This is a genomic window from Neglectibacter sp. CSJ-5 (assembly GCF_032490475.1).
Taxonomy (GTDB): domain Bacteria; phylum Bacillota; class Clostridia; order Oscillospirales; family Acutalibacteraceae; genus Hominenteromicrobium; species Hominenteromicrobium mulieris.
The window spans coordinates 185734-201829 of sequence record NZ_JAVYJC010000003.1 but is presented as its reverse complement, the minus strand read 5'-3'; the positions used below and the strand labels follow the sequence as shown (position 1 = coordinate 201829).

The window sequence follows — 16096 nt, the reverse complement described above, 5'->3', positions numbered from 1 at the left end:
AAACTGTTGACAAAGTAGACGGATGGTGCTAATATATAGGTGAAAAGAGAAAGAACTCCAGAACGCAAAGTAGATCGGGAAAACCGTAAGAGGTTTTCTTGGTGGAGGCTCAAAAAAGTCTCGGTAAAAGATCGAAGCGGTTCAGTGCGCGGAAAGTATTCCGAAGGGGAGAGAGAAAGGCGCGGAGGAAACTCTTGAGGCAGTATTTGCAAAGGCGGAGCTTCAAATGTTCTTCGGCTTCCGGGAAATGTGATGAAAGAGATAAGTAGGCTTTTACGAATGTGCCGGTACAAAGGGACAAAAAGCCGAAGCGGAGAAACGGGAACATAAATAAAGAAGCAGCCGTACGTTTTGAACATGTGGAAACAGGCAAAACGTGAAAAGAGGCAAAGCTGCATGAGCCGCAAAGGCAAATCTATTGAAAGAAAGCGGGTGAGGCCAATGGCTACTGAACCTCAGCAGCAGAAGATCCGTGGTGCGTTGCGCCTCGGATCCCTGAAGTAGACTGAATATTTGCACACGAGTGTTTCAAGCTTTATGAAAGCGCGGGATCGCAAAAGCGAGTCCCAAAAGGTTTTCGTGGTACAGCAAAGATAAGTAGGTCGAAATTAACATATAGAATTATACATGGGTTGTACAAAGCGTACGGACGTGTGTAAGGACAGGCGGAAAACGCCAAAGAAAAAATCAAATACAGTTTTGAGAATATACATGGAGTTGTGTCCAATGCACAAATGATAAACTCTGAAAGACCGACGACATTCTGAAAGTAATGCAGAGTGCAGGTATAAAAAGAGACCGATGGTTTCAAGCAGAGGAAAGTCCGATGTATTAGTATCAGTTTAAATTAACATGAGATGTGTGCGCTGAGCGTACACCGCACAAGATGTGCAATAAAAAGTAAAGAACGAGAGGCTTTTTCGGGATGCTGAAAGAGCCTCTTTTGTTTTGCGCGATAGGGGGATGTCGTGCAAGGAGCGCGGTTTGCGTGTTTTTTGGTTTAAGTAGGAGAACGGGAGCACGTATTTGATTCTGATAGAGTTTTCGACTGCGTGTCGCTTTGCGGTAGAAAACTCTTTCGCGCCGCACGGAATTGTATTTTTCGGGAGAATGTGCTATACTAACGATGTTCGCAAGACGGTGTGCAGAAAAGCTGCACTTCACCAGGAAAAGGAGCGGTGACTTATGAGCGAAAACATGGAAAAGGTCTATGACGTAACCGTGGTGGGTTCCGGCCCTGCGGGGCTTACGGCGGCACTGTACTGCGCCCGCGCGGGCTACGAGACGCTGGTGCTGGAAAAATATATCCCCGGCGGTCAAATGGTGACCTCGAATGAAATTGAAAACTACCCCGGCTTCCCGGAGGCGGTGGACGGGTTTACGCTGACGATGAACATGAAAAAGCAGGCGGAGCGCTTTGGCGCGAAGCAGACCTACGGCAACGTGACGGCACTGCGGTTAGACGGTGATGTGAAAATTCTGGAGACGGAAGACGGCACGGTTTACCGCGCGAAAAGCGTCGTTTTGGCACCCGGTGCGGCACCGAGGACGCTCGGCTTGCCGAACGAAGACGCTTTGCGCGGCAAGGGCGTTTCCTATTGCGCGACATGCGACGGTGCGTTTTATAAAGATAAGACGGTTGCGGTCATTGGCGGCGGTGACACGGCGGCGGGCGATGCGGTTTTTCTCTCCGCGATGTGCAAAAAGGTATATCTCATCCACAGAAGAGACCGCCTGCGCGCTTCAAAGAGCTATGAGAAGAAGCTCGATAAGCCGAATATCGAGATCGTTTTCGATACGGTGACGGATGAGATCCTCAAAAAAGACGGAAAAGTCGGCGGGCTGCGTCTGCGCAATGTAAAGACGGACGAGGTGTGCGAGATTGAGGTGAACGGCGTGTTTGTGGCGGTGGGCAATGTGCCGGCGACGGACTTTGTACGCGATATTCTTGACCTTGACGAAAACGGGTATTTTATGGCGGGCGAGAGCACGAAGACGAACGTTCCGGGCGTGTTTGCTGCGGGCGACTGTCGTAAAAAGACGCTGCGGCAAATCGTGACGGCGGCTGCGGACGGCGCGGTGGCGGCGCACGGCGTGGAAGAATATTTATCATAAGAAAGAAGAGGGCGCTTTGCCCGAAACATAAAGGATAGAAAATATGGGAAAAATCAAAGAACTGCTTATAAAATACAAAGAGCCGGTTTTGTACGTGGTGTTCGGCTTGCTTACGACGGTCGTGAGCTACGCTTCTTACTGGATCTTTACGGATTTTCTGCACATCCCGTACATGGTATCGACAGCGCTTTCGTGGGTGCTTTCAGTTACCTTTGCGTATGTGACGAACCGCAAGTGGGTGTTTGAGAGCCGTGCGCACGGCTTTGTGCCGATTTTGACGGAGGCGGCGAAATTTTTTGCGAGCCGTATTGCGTCCGGCTTTATGGAAATGGGCATGATGTTCATCGGTGTGGATCTGCTGCACGTGAATGATAAGATTGTAAAGCTCGTCGCGAACGTTTTTGTGATCCTTGCAAATTATATTTTAAGCAAACTGGTCGTTTTTCGTAAGAAAAAGTAAATTGACGAAACGAGGTTATGGGAATATAATTTATAAGATAAAGACATCCGGCCTTTGGCCGAGACGGAGGCTTTTATGGCAAAAAGAAAACAACGCCGCGATGAGTTTCAGGATATTTCCAGTTACTCCTCAAAGCAGGCGTATAAGAAAAATCAAAAAAAGAAAAAACGGACGGGTCTTAAGGTCTTTTTGAGCTTCATCTGCGTTATTTTGGTGCTGGTGGGCGGCGTGATGATCTACGCTTCCACGGTGCTTTTGGGCGACCTGAAGACGACGACCATCACGAAAGACAAGACGGAGCTCGGTATTTCCGAAGAAACAAAATCGGAAGCGGGCATTACGAATATTGCGCTGTTCGGTGTGGATGCCCGTGATTATGACGGCGGTACCTTTGCCGGGCGCAGCGACGCCATTATGGTGATGTCGATCGATAACGTGCACCACAAGGTTAAGCTGACGTCCATCATGCGCGATGTGCGTGTGTATATGGGCGACGGCAGCCCGTATGACTCCGGCTATGATAAGTTGAACCATGCCTATATGTACGGTGGCCCGGAGCAGGCCATCCGTGCGATCAACCAGAACTTCGGTCTCGATATTCAGGACTACGTGACTGTGAATTTCTCCGCCATGGCGAAGATTGTGGATGCGTTCGGCGGCGTGAATATTGATTTGACGGAAGATGAAGTTAGTGAGATCAACAAAAATATGTATGCGTTGGCGGCGGAATCCCCTGAATCAATGGCAGGCGATGTTTCTACATACGCGCCGCTTTCGGCGGGCGAGGGCGTGCTCTTGAACGGCGACGAAGCTGTGGCTTACGGGCGTATTCGTGCCATCGGCGACGATAACGGCCGTGTGGAACGCCAGCAGGAGGTGCTTTCTGCGCTTTTGAGCAAGGCAAGTTCTATTTCCAAGCTTGAATACCCGAGCATCATTCAACAGCTTGCGCCGCTTTGCGAGACTTCTTTGACGTTTGATAAGATGATCGGTTTGGCGCAGATTGCGCTGACGGGCTTTGACATTGAGCGCCTTTCCATCCCGAGTGATGTGGAGGGCTATGCCTCCGATTATTGCGAGGGCGGCGGTTGGATGTGGACGTATGACACCGATGTTGCGGCACAACATATCCACGAATTTATTTACGAGGATGAAAACTGACCCCTGACGGTCGCGTGACCGAACCTGTACCTATGGCGGTGTGATGCCGCAGACGAGAAAGGACAATTTAGCTATGAAAAAACCGATTTTAGTCGTTATGGCGGCCGGTATGGGCAGCCGTTACGGCGGCCTGAAGCAGATCGATCCCGTTGGCAAAAACGGCGAGATTATCATGGATTTTTCTGTTTTTGATGCCGTGCGGGCGGGCTTTTCCAAGGTAATCTTCATCATCAAGGAGCAACTTTTTGAGGACTTTAAAGAGGTCATCGGCGACCGCGTATCGAAGTACGTGCAGGTCGAGTATGTTTTCCAGAAGTTGGATGACCTGCCGGAGGGCTTTACGGTGCCGGAAGGCCGCGAGAAGCCGTGGGGCACGGGCCACGCCGTTTTGGCGGCACGCGACCACATTGATGCGCCGTTTGTCGTCATCAACGCAGACGATTTCTACGGCGGCGAGGCGTTTAAGAAGATCGGCGCGTTCCTCCGGAACGTGAAGGAAGACGGTGAAAAGGCACATTGGGCGATGGTGGGCTACCATCTGAAAAACACGCTGACCGAAAACGGCCATGTGGCACGCGGCGTATGCGTGGAGAAAAACGGTGTGTTGGATACCATCGTGGAGCGCACGCACATTGAAAAGCGCGAGGACGGTCCGGCTTACACCGAGGACGACGGCGCAACGTGGCACGCGCTCGATGAGGACACGACCGTTTCCATGAACCTGTGGGGCTTTACGCCGGACTTTGTAGACGCATTGAAGAAGAATTTCGTCTCGTTCCTCGAGAACGATGTGCCGAAGAACCCGCTGAAAGCGGAATACTTCCTGCCGTTTGTCGTCAATGACCAGATTCGCGACGGCAAGGCGGACGTGACGGTTTTAAAATCGGCGGACAAGTGGTTCGGCGTGACGTATAAGGCCGATAAGCCCGTCGTGATGGCGGCGCTTGCTGAGATGATGCAAAACGGCACATATCCCGACCCGCTTTGGAAGTAATTTCAAACCGAAATAAGATACAAAAGGGGCGCTGCGGCGCTCCTTTTTGCGTATATTGTGCGCTTTTTTCGCGAAATGTGTGTTTTGCCCCTTGCGAAACGCATGAAAAAAAGCTATAATGAAGAAAATCAGTAAAATGGCTTTTTGCGGGATGCGGGCGGCGCTTTTTCGCTGCGGCTCTCTTCTGCGCGAAGTCTGCCAAATAAAACTGGAACCGAAAGGAGTACCACTTATGAATTATTCCAAAGAAGTGGAAGAGATGTGTATTGTAGCCAAGGGCCCGAAGCACGGTCCGGCTCCCATCCCGGAAGAGGGCAAGTGGGTACAGGCAAAGGAAGTTAAGGACATTTCCGGTTACACCCACGGTGTAGGCTGGTGTGCACCGCAGCAGGGCGCTTGCAAGCTCTCCCTGAACGTTAAGGACGGCATCATTGAGGAAGCGCTCGTTGAGACCGTCGGCTGCTCCGGCATGACGCACTCCGCTGCAATGGCAGCAGAGATCCTCCCGGGCAAGACCGTTATGGAAGCTCTGAACACGGACCTTGTATGTGATGCGATTAACACCGCTATGCGCGAGCTGTTCCTCCAGATCGTTTATGGCCGTTCCCAGTCTGCTTTCTCCGAGGGCGGTCTTGTTATCGGCGCAGGCATGGAAGACCTTGGTAAGGGCGCACGCTCCATGGTCGGTACCATGTACGGCACAAAGGCAAAGGGCGTTCGTTATCTTGAGATGACCGAAGGCTACTGCACCAGAATGGCACTCGACGCTGACGACCAGGTTATCGGCTACGAGTTCGTTTCCCTCGGCAAGATGACCGACTTCATCAAGGCCGGCATGGAGCCGAACGAGGCGTACAAGAAGTCTATGGGTACATACGGCAGATTCAATGAGGCCGTTAAGTACATCGACCCGCGCAAGGAATAAGGAGGGCACGAGAAATGGCTACATTTGAAGGTTATGAGAGACGTGAGGCGAAAATCCTCTCCGTCCTGAAAGAATACGGCATCAATTCCATTGATGAGTGCAAGACCATCTGCGAAGAGAAGGGCATCGACCCGTACACCATCGTACAGGAAACACAGCCGATCTGCTTTGAGAACGCAAAGTGGGCTTACACCGTAGGCTGCGCGATTGCTATCAAGATGGGCTGCACGAAGGCTGCTGACGCTGCTGCCGCTATCGGCATCGGCCTGCAGGCATTCTGCATCCCGGGCTCTGTTGCTGAAAACCGTAAGGTCGGCCTCGGCCACGGCAATCTGGGCAAAATGCTCCTTTCCGAGGAGACCGAGTGCTTCGCATTCCTCGCCGGCCACGAGTCCTTCGCGGCTGCTGAGGGTGCTATCAAGATCGCTCTGAACGCGAACAAGGTCAGAACGAAGCCGCTGCGCGTTATCCTCAACGGTCTCGGCAAGGACGCTGCGTTCATCATCTCCAGAATCAACGGCTTTACGTATGTTGAGACCGAGTTCGATCCGTACGCAGAAGAAGTTAAGGTTGTCAGCGAAAAGGCTTATTCCAACGGCCCGCGTGCGGATGTTAAGTGCTACGGCGCAGATAACGTTCCGGAAGGCGTTGCAATCATGAAGCTCGAGAACGTCGGCGTTTCCATCACCGGTAACTCCACGAACCCGACCAGATTCCAGCACCCGGTTGCAGGTACCTACAAGAAGTGGTGCAATGAGAACGGCGTGAAGTACTTCTCCGTTGCTTCCGGCGGCGGCACAGGCCGTACGCTGCATCCGGATAACATGGCTGCCGGTCCTTCCTCTTACGGCATGACCGATACCATGGGCCGTATGCACTCCGATGCACAGTTCGCAGGTTCCTCCTCTGTTCCGGCACACGTTGAGATGATGGGTCTCATCGGCATGGGCAACAACCCGATGGTCGGTGCAACCGTTGCTTGCGCTGTTGCTGTTGAAGAGGCTTCCAAGTAAGAGTTGCTTCTGAAAATCGCATATTAAAGCATAAAAGATGCTCCCGGTCGCATGATCGGGAGCATTTTTGCGTAAAATAGGATCCCGGGATATATGGACTGTTCTTATGGCTTGGTATACCCGGGGTTTGCTTTATAAGATCTGGTCGTCGTCGCTGGGGATGTAGAGGAGGATGTCTTCCACTTTGCAGCTTAAGATGCGGCAGAGGTCGTTGATTGTGGTGGTGTTAAGCGGCTTATTATGACGCAGCTTATCGATGGTGGAGCTGGAGATGTGATGATTTTTGATGAGCGTATAGGTGGATTCTCCCGAGCTGCGCAGCGTGTTCCAAAAGGGCGTGTACACGACCATAGCTTTCCCTCGCTTTCCCTGCATAAAATATCTATGTACCTTTATCTTATGCAATCGTTCTGTTCTTGACTATGGTCGTTAAATAGACTATAATGTAAAAATGCAAGGTAAAGCGCTTGATAGGCGGGGAGAGTAATTATGATTTTGAACGCAAAGGAGATATTAAAGCAGCTATATAACTGCTGTGATCTCATTGAAGAAAGGCTGCTCGACGGCGATGAAAAGCCGGGGTGTGACCTGCGAAAACAGCTTTTAAAGGACACGGCTTCGTTTGCGGCGCGTGTTTCGGCGCGCAAGACAATCACAGAGGCGGAAGCGTCGTTTTTAAACGCACTGACGGGCAGAAAAGACACGGCGGAAGTGTGGCGACCTGTCTGCTGTGAGAGGGAAAGCGGCGTGCCGGAGTCCTTTTGGTATTTTGTGCAGGCGGATAAGGCCATTATGCGCCGACACGCAATGAGCCGCGAGGCTTCGATGACCGAGAGCTTATACCGCTATTTCTGTGCTGTGGGAGACGCGATGGTCGCGGAAAACTTGTGCACGAAAGACGCTGTGCGGGCGGAGACGGAGCGGTTTTCCGCTTGCCTGAAAACAGCGTTTGACAACGACCCCGAACTTTGCTAAACTGAATTTATCCATTTGGTGAAGCGAGGGGCGTTTATGAACACATTTGAAAAGCTCGAAAGGTTGACGGAGCTTGCAAAAAAGGACGAGACTTTGCGCAAAGCTCTGCTTAAAACGCGCGAAAACAAGGAGCCGATTCTCTCATTTTGCGCGCTGGCGCGGGAAGCGGGCGTGGAGCTTTACCCCGGCGAGCTTTTGGCTGTGGGCGAGGAATACTCCGACAACCAGTGCAAGAGCACAAACGGCGGCAACCCTACGCCGTATGACTCTTTTAACGATGCCTATGAGATTTTCTTGGCGTCTGTTGGGATATGAAGAAAAGGTTTGAGAACTGAAAAAATAAGCCGTGCTGTTACCCCCCCCTATTAGGGCGACAGCACGGCTTTCTATATTCGCCGATCTGTGAAAAAGTCAGGTTATGGTCATCGTGCGTTTATGTGGTGACAGGCTTTGCGTGCGCCATGCGGTACTTCGCGATGAAGTAGTTCACGAGCGCGGTTAGGCCCGCCGAAACGGTGCACACGGCGCATGTGATGAGGAACACGAGCAGAAGGCCCGTTACGATGACCCACAGCACATTGCCGACATCGGGTGTCGTGTTATTCAGGCTGAACGCGGAGATGAGCTGCGCCGCGAGCAGGATGAGAAATGCGCCGATGAAGCTGAACTGCATAGTGCCGCGGCAAAGGAACCAGCGCGGAATGGCGAGCACGAAAAACGCAAAGATGAACGCGACGAGCACGCCCCACAGCGTATACTGTGCATCGGGCGTGAGCGCGCCGTTTTCGGCCGGGTGCGCGAAGGTGCCGAGGGCGACCTGCACATGTGCGGCAAAGGTCAAGAGCAGAATGATCGTGCCGACCACACCGCCAAAGATCATGACGCCGCTCCAAAAGCCGTCTACCGGGGCGAAAATACGCTCCTTTAAGTGCGGCTTGCCGTCTTTTTTGTCGAGTTTGTACGTGCCGTAGAATGCTTCGGAAAATGTCATAGGGACGCTCCTTTCAAAAAACATCAGTCTTCGTGTGTTTCTTCTTCGGGGGTTCTCCGGGGGCCATTTTTCACGATCAGCAGGCGGGAAAGACGCTGGTCTTCAATTTCAAGTACGGTGATGGTGAGCCCACAGACCTGTACGCTGGGGTGCTCGTTTTCTTTCGGAATGCGGCCTAAAAGGTCGGTGACAAGGCCGGCGATGGTATCGTAATCGCCCTCCGGCAGCTCAGTGTCGGTAAGGTCGGAAATCTCGTCGATGGAGGTGGTGCCGTCCACGGTGAATTCGTTTTCGCTGACACGGAAGATCTCTTCCTGCTCGTTGTCATACTCGTCCTGAATGTTGCCGAAAATGGACTCCATGAGGTCTTCGAGTGTGACGAGACCCGCCGTGCCGCCGTATTCATCGACGATGATGGCGATCTGCAGGCGGCGCTCCTTGAGCTCTTTAAAGAGTTGGCTGCACTTTTTCGTTTCCGGAATGAAATACGCCGGGCGAACCATGTCTTTTAAATGGATGAAATCCGGTACAGGCTGGTTGACGTAGGGCAGAAAATCCTTAACATAGCAGATGCCGACGATGGTATCGATGTCTTCGCGGTAGACAGGGAGACGGGAGAAGCCGTTTTCCACCGCAAGTACGGCGGCTTGTGCAATGGTGCTCTCCTCATCGATGGCGCAGATGTCCGTACGGTGTGTCATGATCTCGGTGACGGTGGTGTCGTTGAAATCGAAAATGTTCGTGATCATGTCGCGCTCATTTTCTTCGATAACGCCTTTTTCCTCGCCTTCGCCGACCATGTGGAGGATTTCTTCTTCGGTGACGGTTTCATCAAGCGCTTTGGGGTCGTTGCCCAAAAGACGCATGAGACCATCCGAAATGAGGTTGCACAAGAGGACAAACGGATGCATGACGGCGCTGAGGGCGCACAGCATGGGGCAGAGTTTGTATGTATGCTGCATGCCGTGTGCAGCCTTGTGCGCTACGAATTTTTTCGGAGCGAGGTCTGCTGCCGTTAGATAAAGACCTGCGCACAGCAATGTGCAAAGCAGTGCCGAAAGCACGGCAGCGGCAGCCGTGGGGAGCGCGGCGCGGATGAATACGTTGTAAAGGCGCGGCGCAAAGCCGGTGACCGCAACCGCGAGAGCAAAGAAGCCCATAAGCATCATGCCCGATTGCAGGGGCGAAATGATGCCTGCGCTGCGTTCGAGATACTCGAGCAGCTTTTTGGCGCGCGGTTCGCCGGACTCCGCATCTTTTTTGATGCGGGATTCGTTAGCCGTTTCCGCGGCGGATTCGCACATGGCGAAAAGCGCGCCAAGCACGAAAAAGAGCAGAAACAGCAACAGGGCGAGGGGGAGGGGTAAGACGGACGAGGACGGCAGTAAATTGCCGTAAGGGTCGTCGTTCATAGTGAAAAAAGCATCCTTTCTGAAAGTTTGGGAGCAGTGAAATGGTTTTGAATGTGCTTTCGTGAAGACGGGAGAATAAAGCTTGCGAGTTCTTAGGGAAGCGCCCTAAGTCGCTTTCCGCAAAAGTCAAAGAAAAACGCAATATGAAAAAGCGAGTTTTCTTTTCAAAAGCGTCACGTGATGTTTAGCTAAAACTAACTGCTCACCGATATATAATTATTAAAATTTTACCGCAAAAAAACGCTGTTGTCAATATTTTATGCCGGAGGCGCGCCGAATCCCGGACAAAGCGGAGGGAGAACGACGAAAAGGGCGAAAGGCGAAGCGGAGAAAAATAAAAAATGCCGAAAATCTCTGTTAATTCAGAAGAAATTTCAAAAAATCCTCGTTTTTTCCTTTACATATAGGCGAAAAAATGATAAAATTTGTTTTGAACGACGACAGGTGCTTACGGGAGAGTTCTGCAAACGGCAGGGCGGTGAACGGGGTACTGCGCCGTCAGGTAAATCCATTGATAATCCTTAAAGGAGGAATTAGTTAAATGGCAAGAAAAATGAAGACCATGGATGGCAACAACGCCGCCGCGCATGTTTCTTATGCGTTTACCGACGTTGCTGCGATCTATCCGATCACGCCGTCTTCCGTTATGGCTGATGAGACCGATAAGTATGCTGCTGCCGGCAGAAAGAATCTTTTCGGCCGTGAAGTACGCGTAACGGAGATGCAGTCTGAGGCCGGTGCTGCTGGTGCAGTTCACGGTTCTCTGGCGGCTGGTGCTCTTACCACCACCTACACCGCTTCTCAGGGCCTGCTCCTGATGATCCCGAACATGTACAAGATGGCCGGCGAGCTGCTGCCGAGCGTTATCCACGTTTCTGCTCGCTGCGTTGCTACCCACGCTCTGAACATCTTCGGTGACCATTCCGACGTCTATGCATGCCGCCAGACCGGTTATGCAATGCTGTGCTCCAACAGCCCGCAGGAAGTTATGGACCTCGGTGCTGTGGCTCACCTTTCCGCTATCCACGGCAAGGTTCCGTTCCTGCACTTCTTCGACGGCTTCCGTACCTCTCATGAGATTCAGAAGATCGAAGTATGGGACTACAAGGATCTCGGCGAGATGCTCGATTGGGATGCTGTAAACGAGTTCAGAAGACACGCTCTGAATCCTGAGCACCCGGTTCTCCGCGGCCAGGCACAGAACGGCGATATCTTCTTCCAGGCTCGTGAGGCTTGCAACAAGTACTACGATGCGATTCCGGAGACCGTTGTCGATTACATGAACAAGGTCAACGAGAAGATCGGCACCGATTACAAGCCCTTCAACTACTATGGCGCTCCGGATGCGGAGAAGGTCATCATCGCTATGGGCTCTGTCTGTGAGACCATCGAAGAAGTGATCGATTACCTCGTAGCAGCCGGCGAGAAGGTTGGCCTTGTTAAGGTCCACCTTTACAGACCGTTCGTTGCAAAGTACCTGCTTGACGTGCTTCCGGAAACCGTTAAGACGATCTCCGTGCTCGACAGAACGAAGGAGCCGGGCTCCATCGGCGAGCCGCTGTACCTTGACGTTCTGGCTGCTATCAACGGCACGCAGTTCGGCTGTGCTAAGGTTCTCACCGGTCGTTACGGCCTCGGCTCCAAGGATACGAAGCCGGCTGACATCATCGCTGTTTACCGCAACATGGAAAAGGGCGACGATGCGAAGAAGAAGTTCACCATCGGCATCGTGGACGATGTTACGCACCTGTCCCTCGAAGCAAACGAGCACCCGGATACCGCACCGGCAGGCACGAAATCCTGCAAGTTCTGGGGCCTCGGTTCTGACGGTACCGTCGGCGCAAACAAGAACTCCATCAAGATCATCGGCGACCACACCGATATGTACGCACAGGGTTACTTTGACTACGACTCCAAGAAGTCCGGCGGTCTGACGATGTCCCACCTGCGTTTCGGTCATACGCCGATCAAGTCCACCTATTACATCTCTCAGGCTGACTTCGTTGCATGTCACAACCCGGCTTACCTCGGCACCTATGACATGGTTGAAGACCTGAAGAAGGGCGGCAGCTTCCTGCTGAACTGCCAGTGGACGCCGGAAGAGCTTGACGAGAAGCTCCCGGGCAAGGTTAAGAAATACATTGCTGATAACGATATCAACTTCTACACGATCGACGGCTTCAAGATCGGCAAGGAGATCGGCCTCGGCACCAGAATCAACACGGTTCTCCAGTCCGCATTCTTCTCCATCGCGAAGATTATCCCGGAGGAAGACGCAATCCGCTACATGAAGGATGCGGCTACGAAGTCCTACTCCAAGAAGGGTGACGCCATCGTTAAGATGAACCATGACGCTATTGAACGCGGCGCTAACGGCTACGTGAAGATTGATGTTCCGGCTTCCTGGAAGGACGCTGTGGACGATTCCATGAAGCACGTTGCAACCGGCGACCGTCCGGAGCTCGTGGACTATGTAAACAACGTGGTTATCCCGGTTAACACCTTCCACGGTAAGGATCTGCCGGTTTCCACCTTTGAAAAGTATGCAGACGGCACCTCCCCGCAGGGCACCGCTGCTTACGAGAAGCGCGGCGTTGCAGTTGACGTTCCGACCTGGATCCCGGAAAACTGCATCCAGTGCAACTTCTGCTCTATGGTCTGCCCGCACGCGGTTATCCGTCCGGTGCCGATGACAGATGCAGAGCTCGCGGCGGCTCCGGCTGCTGTGAAGAGCAAGGCCATGACCGGTATGCCGGGCATGAACTTTGTCATGACGATTTCCACCCTGGACTGCACGGGCTGCGGCTCTTGCGTACAGGTTTGCCCGGGCATGAAGGGCAACAAGGCTCTCGCAATGTCCCCGATCGACAACGAGCGCCCGGGTCAGGAAGTATTCGATTACGGCGTTAAGCTGGATCCGAAGCCGGAAGTTCTTGCTAAGTTCAAGGACACCACGGTCAAGGGCAGCCAGTTCAAGCAGCCGCTCCTCGAGTTCTCCGGCGCATGCGGCGGCTGCGGTGAAACTCCGTACGCTAAGCTCGTTACCCAGCTGTTCGGCGACAAGATGTACATTGCAAATGCTACCGGCTGCTCCTCCATCTGGGGCGGTTCCGCACCGGCAACGCCGTACACCGTCAACAAGCAGGGTCACGGCCCGGCATGGCAGAACTCCCTGTTTGAAGACAACGCTGAGTTCGGCCTTGGCATGACGCTTGCACAGAACGCAATTCGCGGCCGTCTGGAGCAGCTCACGAATGAGCTCGTTGCAGAAGAAGGCGCAAGCGAAGAGCTGAAGGCAGCAGCTGAGAAGTGGGTTGAGACCATGGCTGACCGCGCTGAAAACGGTCCGGCAGCTGAGGCTTACATCACGGCTCTTGAGGCTTCCTCCTCCGAGAAGGCAGCCGAGATTCTGAAGGATAAGGATTATCTCGCTAAGAAGTCCATGTGGATCTTCGGCGGCGACGGCTGGGCATACGACATCGGCTTCGGTGGCGTTGACCACGCTCTGGCTTCCGGTGAAGACATCAACATTCTGGTCTTCGATACCGAGGTTTACTCCAACACAGGCGGACAGGCTTCCAAGTCTACCCCGGTCGGTTCTGTTGCACAGTTCGCGGCTGCAGGTAAGTCTGTGAAGAAAAAGGATCTGGCTTCCATCATGATGAGCTACGGCTATGTTTATGTTGCGCAGGTCGCTATGGGCGCCGACATGAACCAGTGCCTGAAGGCTATGCATGAGGCTGAGAGCTATCATGGCCCGTCCATCGTTATCGCTTACGCACCGTGCATCAACCACGGTATCAAGGGCGGCATGGGCGTTTCCATGAACGAAGAGAAGAAGGCAGTTGCAGCAGGCTACTGGCATACCTTCCGCTTCGATCCGCGCCGTGCTGACAACGGTGAGAACCCGTTCCAGCTCGACAGCAAGAAGCCGTCTGCTTCTTACCGTGACTTCATCATGGGCGAGGTTCGTTACAACAGCCTTACCCGTGCATTCCCGCAGAGAGCCGAGCAGCTCTTCGAGAAGGCTGAGAAGTACGCAGAAGAGAAGTACGAGAAGTTCGCACACATGGCTTCTGAGGAGGAATAATTCCGCAAGGAATTTTCCGCCTGTACTGAACCATACAAAAGCGGCGTAAACCGCTGAAATAAAGAGACCCCCGATTTGCAGCAATGCAGATCGGGGGTCTTGCTATACTATAAAACCTTTAATAGAGTATGGCAATGAAGTGAAATTGGGAAATAAGATAAAATATACTCGACAAGTGTTTGAAAAATTGATATAATATGAATGAAATATCTGCGGTACGGAGGCAGTGGATTTTCTCGATTACCTCCTTATTGTAAGCGGCTCTTTATATCGATAAAACGGTACAGTTGGCTCCGAGTTTGCGGCGCAAGATATTGTAGCCTAAACTTATGCTGAAGCTCCTGTATACCGACTGCCACATGATGCTTTTACAGTTTCTCATCGTGAATAATGTAATTCCGGCATAAATACAGCTGATTCTTTATGTTTTCACTAATAAAATTTATCAAAAGCTTAATTTTGTGGGAATAAAAGAAAAAATTGTTTGTTTTCAATATTCTTCAGACATGATATTCTATAATCACTTCCATAAAGGAAAAACCATTATTTTAAGGAGGAGTAAAAGTGGCTGTGCGTTACAATCCCAATCCTGCAAGAATTACGGAGCCGTTGTATAAAGTTGAGGAACTGGAAAAATCTCCTTTGTACACTGTGCTTTGCGGCGAAAAGGAGCTGACGGTTTACCACACGGATAGTTTTGATTACGTAATTCCGGTTGTGGACGACGATTCTCCGCTAAGTTTTCAGGTAAAAGTATCCAAAGATTTCCAAAAGGCGGTTTTCCGTCCGGCCAAGACCAATGTTCAGGCGCAGATTTCCGGCCGAGAGTTGAGCTTCCAGCTGGAAAAGCCCAGTAAGGTCACCTTGGAGTTAGATGGCAATTTGAAGACACCGCTCTTTATCTTGTGCACAAAGCGTGTCCCGAAGCCTGAAAAAGTGGATCATCTTTTTGAGAGTGGGAAAGTCTACAATGTTGGCACGTTAGAGGTCAAAGCGGAAGAAACGGTTTTCTTGGAAGAGGGCAGTGTTGTCTGTGGTTGTGTGAATGCTCTTTTCGCCCACGGCATGAGAATTTTAGGAAACGGCATTCTGAATGGTTGTGTATGGCATCCGAAAGAAGAAAACGGTGGCGGCAGACCAATGATTCGGATGGTGTTTTGCGATGATGTGAAGATTCAGGGCATCACCATGGTGGACGGTGGTTCGTGGCACCTGGTTCCTGGCGCTTGCCGGAATGTGGAGATTGAGGATGTAAACATCATGTCTCGAGTTTGCACGGGTGACGGCATCGATATTGTAGGCTGCGAAGACGTAACCATGCGTAATTCCTTTATTCGCGCTTCGGATGACTGCGTGTGCATCAAAGCTGCAAGTTATCCTGACCCTGCTGCCAATAGGGATGTGAAGAATATTCTGGTAGAACACTGCGTTTTGTGGAATGCAGAACCCGGTAACGCCGTGGAAATCGGATATGAAGTGCGCTGCGATGAGATTAGCGACATCACATTCCGAGATCTGGACATCGTTCATTGCGAGTATGAGGGTAATCAGTCTGGCGGCGTGCTGACCATCCACAATGCAGATCGCGCTCACATTCATGACATTGTGTATGAAGATATCCGCGTTGAAGATGCTCAGGAAAAGTTTGTCGACATCAAGGTATTGGATTCCAAGTACTCATTGGATCGAAAACGCGGAAGTGTCGAAAATATATATTTCCGTAACGTGGAAATTCTGAATGGTAATTTCCCTGTTTCTATTATTCGCGGGTTTGAGATGCATACGGAAATGAGTCGCCCCCGAAATATCTATTTTGACAACGTAGTGGTTTTAGGCAAACAAGTCGAATCTCCCAGCGACTTGCATATGGTGGTGGAACTCTCTGATGATATTCTGTTTAATGGTACGGCACACGCAAAAAGGAATCCATTCTAATTGATATGCAGGAGTCCCGATAATT

13 protein-coding genes are annotated in these 16096 nt (G+C 51.8%); 10 read left to right on the top strand and 3 right to left on the bottom strand.

From position 1 onward, the window contains the following. Positions 1-1185: 1185 nt before the first annotated feature. From trxB to R2K26_RS07685, 6 genes are all read left to right on the top strand, one after another. On the top strand, positions 1186-2115 hold the full coding sequence (gene trxB, locus R2K26_RS07710) for a thioredoxin-disulfide reductase (RefSeq protein ID WP_316519471.1): 930 nt from the start codon (positions 1186-1188) through the stop codon (positions 2113-2115). 43 nt (positions 2116-2158) lie between these two features. Beyond that, on the top strand, positions 2159-2575 hold the full coding sequence (locus tag R2K26_RS07705; protein ID WP_316519470.1) for a GtrA family protein: 417 nt from the start codon (positions 2159-2161) through the stop codon (positions 2573-2575). A 75-nt stretch (positions 2576-2650) separates the two neighbouring features. Continuing rightward, entirely contained in the window at positions 2651-3736 is a 1086-nt protein-coding gene (locus R2K26_RS07700) for an LCP family protein (protein WP_316519469.1), read from the top strand. A gap of 73 nt (positions 3737-3809) precedes the next feature. Beyond that, entirely contained in the window at positions 3810-4730 is a 921-nt protein-coding gene (locus tag R2K26_RS07695; RefSeq protein ID WP_316519468.1) for a sugar phosphate nucleotidyltransferase, read from the top strand. A gap of 232 nt (positions 4731-4962) precedes the next feature. Further along, a complete protein-coding gene (locus tag R2K26_RS07690; protein ID WP_176820770.1) occupies positions 4963-5655 on the top strand; it encodes an iron-sulfur cluster assembly scaffold protein in 693 nt (230 codons plus the stop codon). Between the two features lie 14 nt (positions 5656-5669). Further along, entirely contained in the window at positions 5670-6668 is a 999-nt protein-coding gene (locus R2K26_RS07685) for a GGGtGRT protein (RefSeq protein WP_176820769.1), read from the top strand. Between the two features lie 132 nt (positions 6669-6800). Here R2K26_RS07685 and R2K26_RS07680 read toward each other — a convergent pair whose 3' ends face one another. Further along, complete coding sequence (locus tag R2K26_RS07680; protein WP_396897230.1) at positions 6801-7043, bottom strand: helix-turn-helix domain-containing protein; 243 nt, start codon at positions 7041-7043, stop codon at positions 6801-6803. A 114-nt stretch (positions 7044-7157) separates the two neighbouring features. Here R2K26_RS07680 and R2K26_RS07675 point away from each other — a divergent pair, with 114 nt between their 5' ends. Together R2K26_RS07675 and R2K26_RS07670 are read left to right on the top strand one after the other, a co-directional pair. After that, positions 7158-7643 (top strand): hypothetical protein, encoded by a 486-nt coding sequence (locus R2K26_RS07675; RefSeq protein WP_316519467.1) that lies wholly within the window; start codon positions 7158-7160, stop codon positions 7641-7643. A gap of 36 nt (positions 7644-7679) precedes the next feature. After that, entirely contained in the window at positions 7680-7958 is a 279-nt protein-coding gene (locus R2K26_RS07670) for a hypothetical protein (protein WP_316519466.1), read from the top strand. A 118-nt stretch (positions 7959-8076) separates the two neighbouring features. Here the strand turns inward: R2K26_RS07670 and R2K26_RS07665 are convergent, their stop codons facing one another. Together R2K26_RS07665 and R2K26_RS07660 are read right to left on the bottom strand one after the other, a co-directional pair. Further along, entirely contained in the window at positions 8077-8634 is a 558-nt protein-coding gene (locus R2K26_RS07665) for a hypothetical protein (protein WP_308449002.1), read from the bottom strand. Positions 8635-8657: 23 nt separating this feature from the next. Continuing rightward, the gene (locus tag R2K26_RS07660) at positions 8658-10046 is read right to left on the bottom strand and encodes a hemolysin family protein (protein WP_316519465.1); all 1389 of its coding nucleotides are present in this window, start codon (positions 10044-10046) and stop codon (positions 8658-8660) included. Between the two features lie 541 nt (positions 10047-10587). Here R2K26_RS07660 and nifJ point away from each other — a divergent pair. Together nifJ and R2K26_RS07650 are read left to right on the top strand one after the other, a co-directional pair. Further along, entirely contained in the window at positions 10588-14136 is a 3549-nt protein-coding gene (gene nifJ / locus R2K26_RS07655; RefSeq protein ID WP_316519464.1) for a pyruvate:ferredoxin (flavodoxin) oxidoreductase, read from the top strand. Between the two features lie 564 nt (positions 14137-14700). Continuing rightward, positions 14701-16071 carry a glycosyl hydrolase family 28 protein gene (locus R2K26_RS07650; protein ID WP_316519463.1) on the top strand — a complete coding sequence of 457 codons (1371 nt, stop codon included), beginning with the start codon at positions 14701-14703 and terminating at the stop codon, positions 16069-16071. Positions 16072-16096: the final 25 nt, after the last annotated feature.

Bases quoted from the DNA above. Each gene is read 5' to 3' on its own strand.
- R2K26_RS07695 (WP_316519468.1), top strand. From the start codon at position 3,810: ATGAAAAAACCGATTTTAGTCGTTATGGCGGCCGGTATGGGCAGCCGT.
- R2K26_RS07665 (WP_308449002.1), bottom strand. From the start codon at position 8,634: ATGACATTTTCCGAAGCATTCTACGGCACGTACAAACTCGACAAAAAA.
- R2K26_RS07660 (WP_316519465.1), bottom strand. From the start codon at position 10,046: ATGAACGACGACCCTTACGGCAATTTACTGCCGTCCTCGTCCGTCTTA.
- R2K26_RS07670 (WP_316519466.1), top strand. From the start codon at position 7,680: ATGAACACATTTGAAAAGCTCGAAAGGTTGACGGAGCTTGCAAAAAAG.
- R2K26_RS07675 (WP_316519467.1), top strand. From the start codon at position 7,158: ATGATTTTGAACGCAAAGGAGATATTAAAGCAGCTATATAACTGCTGT.
- nifJ (WP_316519464.1), top strand. From the start codon at position 10,588: ATGGCAAGAAAAATGAAGACCATGGATGGCAACAACGCCGCCGCGCAT.
- R2K26_RS07685 (WP_176820769.1), top strand. From the start codon at position 5,670: ATGGCTACATTTGAAGGTTATGAGAGACGTGAGGCGAAAATCCTCTCC.
- R2K26_RS07705 (WP_316519470.1), top strand. From the start codon at position 2,159: ATGGGAAAAATCAAAGAACTGCTTATAAAATACAAAGAGCCGGTTTTG.
- R2K26_RS07690 (WP_176820770.1), top strand. From the start codon at position 4,963: ATGAATTATTCCAAAGAAGTGGAAGAGATGTGTATTGTAGCCAAGGGC.
- R2K26_RS07680 (WP_396897230.1), bottom strand. From the start codon at position 7,043: ATGCAGGGAAAGCGAGGGAAAGCTATGGTCGTGTACACGCCCTTTTGG.
- R2K26_RS07700 (WP_316519469.1), top strand. From the start codon at position 2,651: ATGGCAAAAAGAAAACAACGCCGCGATGAGTTTCAGGATATTTCCAGT.
- trxB (WP_316519471.1), top strand. From the start codon at position 1,186: ATGAGCGAAAACATGGAAAAGGTCTATGACGTAACCGTGGTGGGTTCC.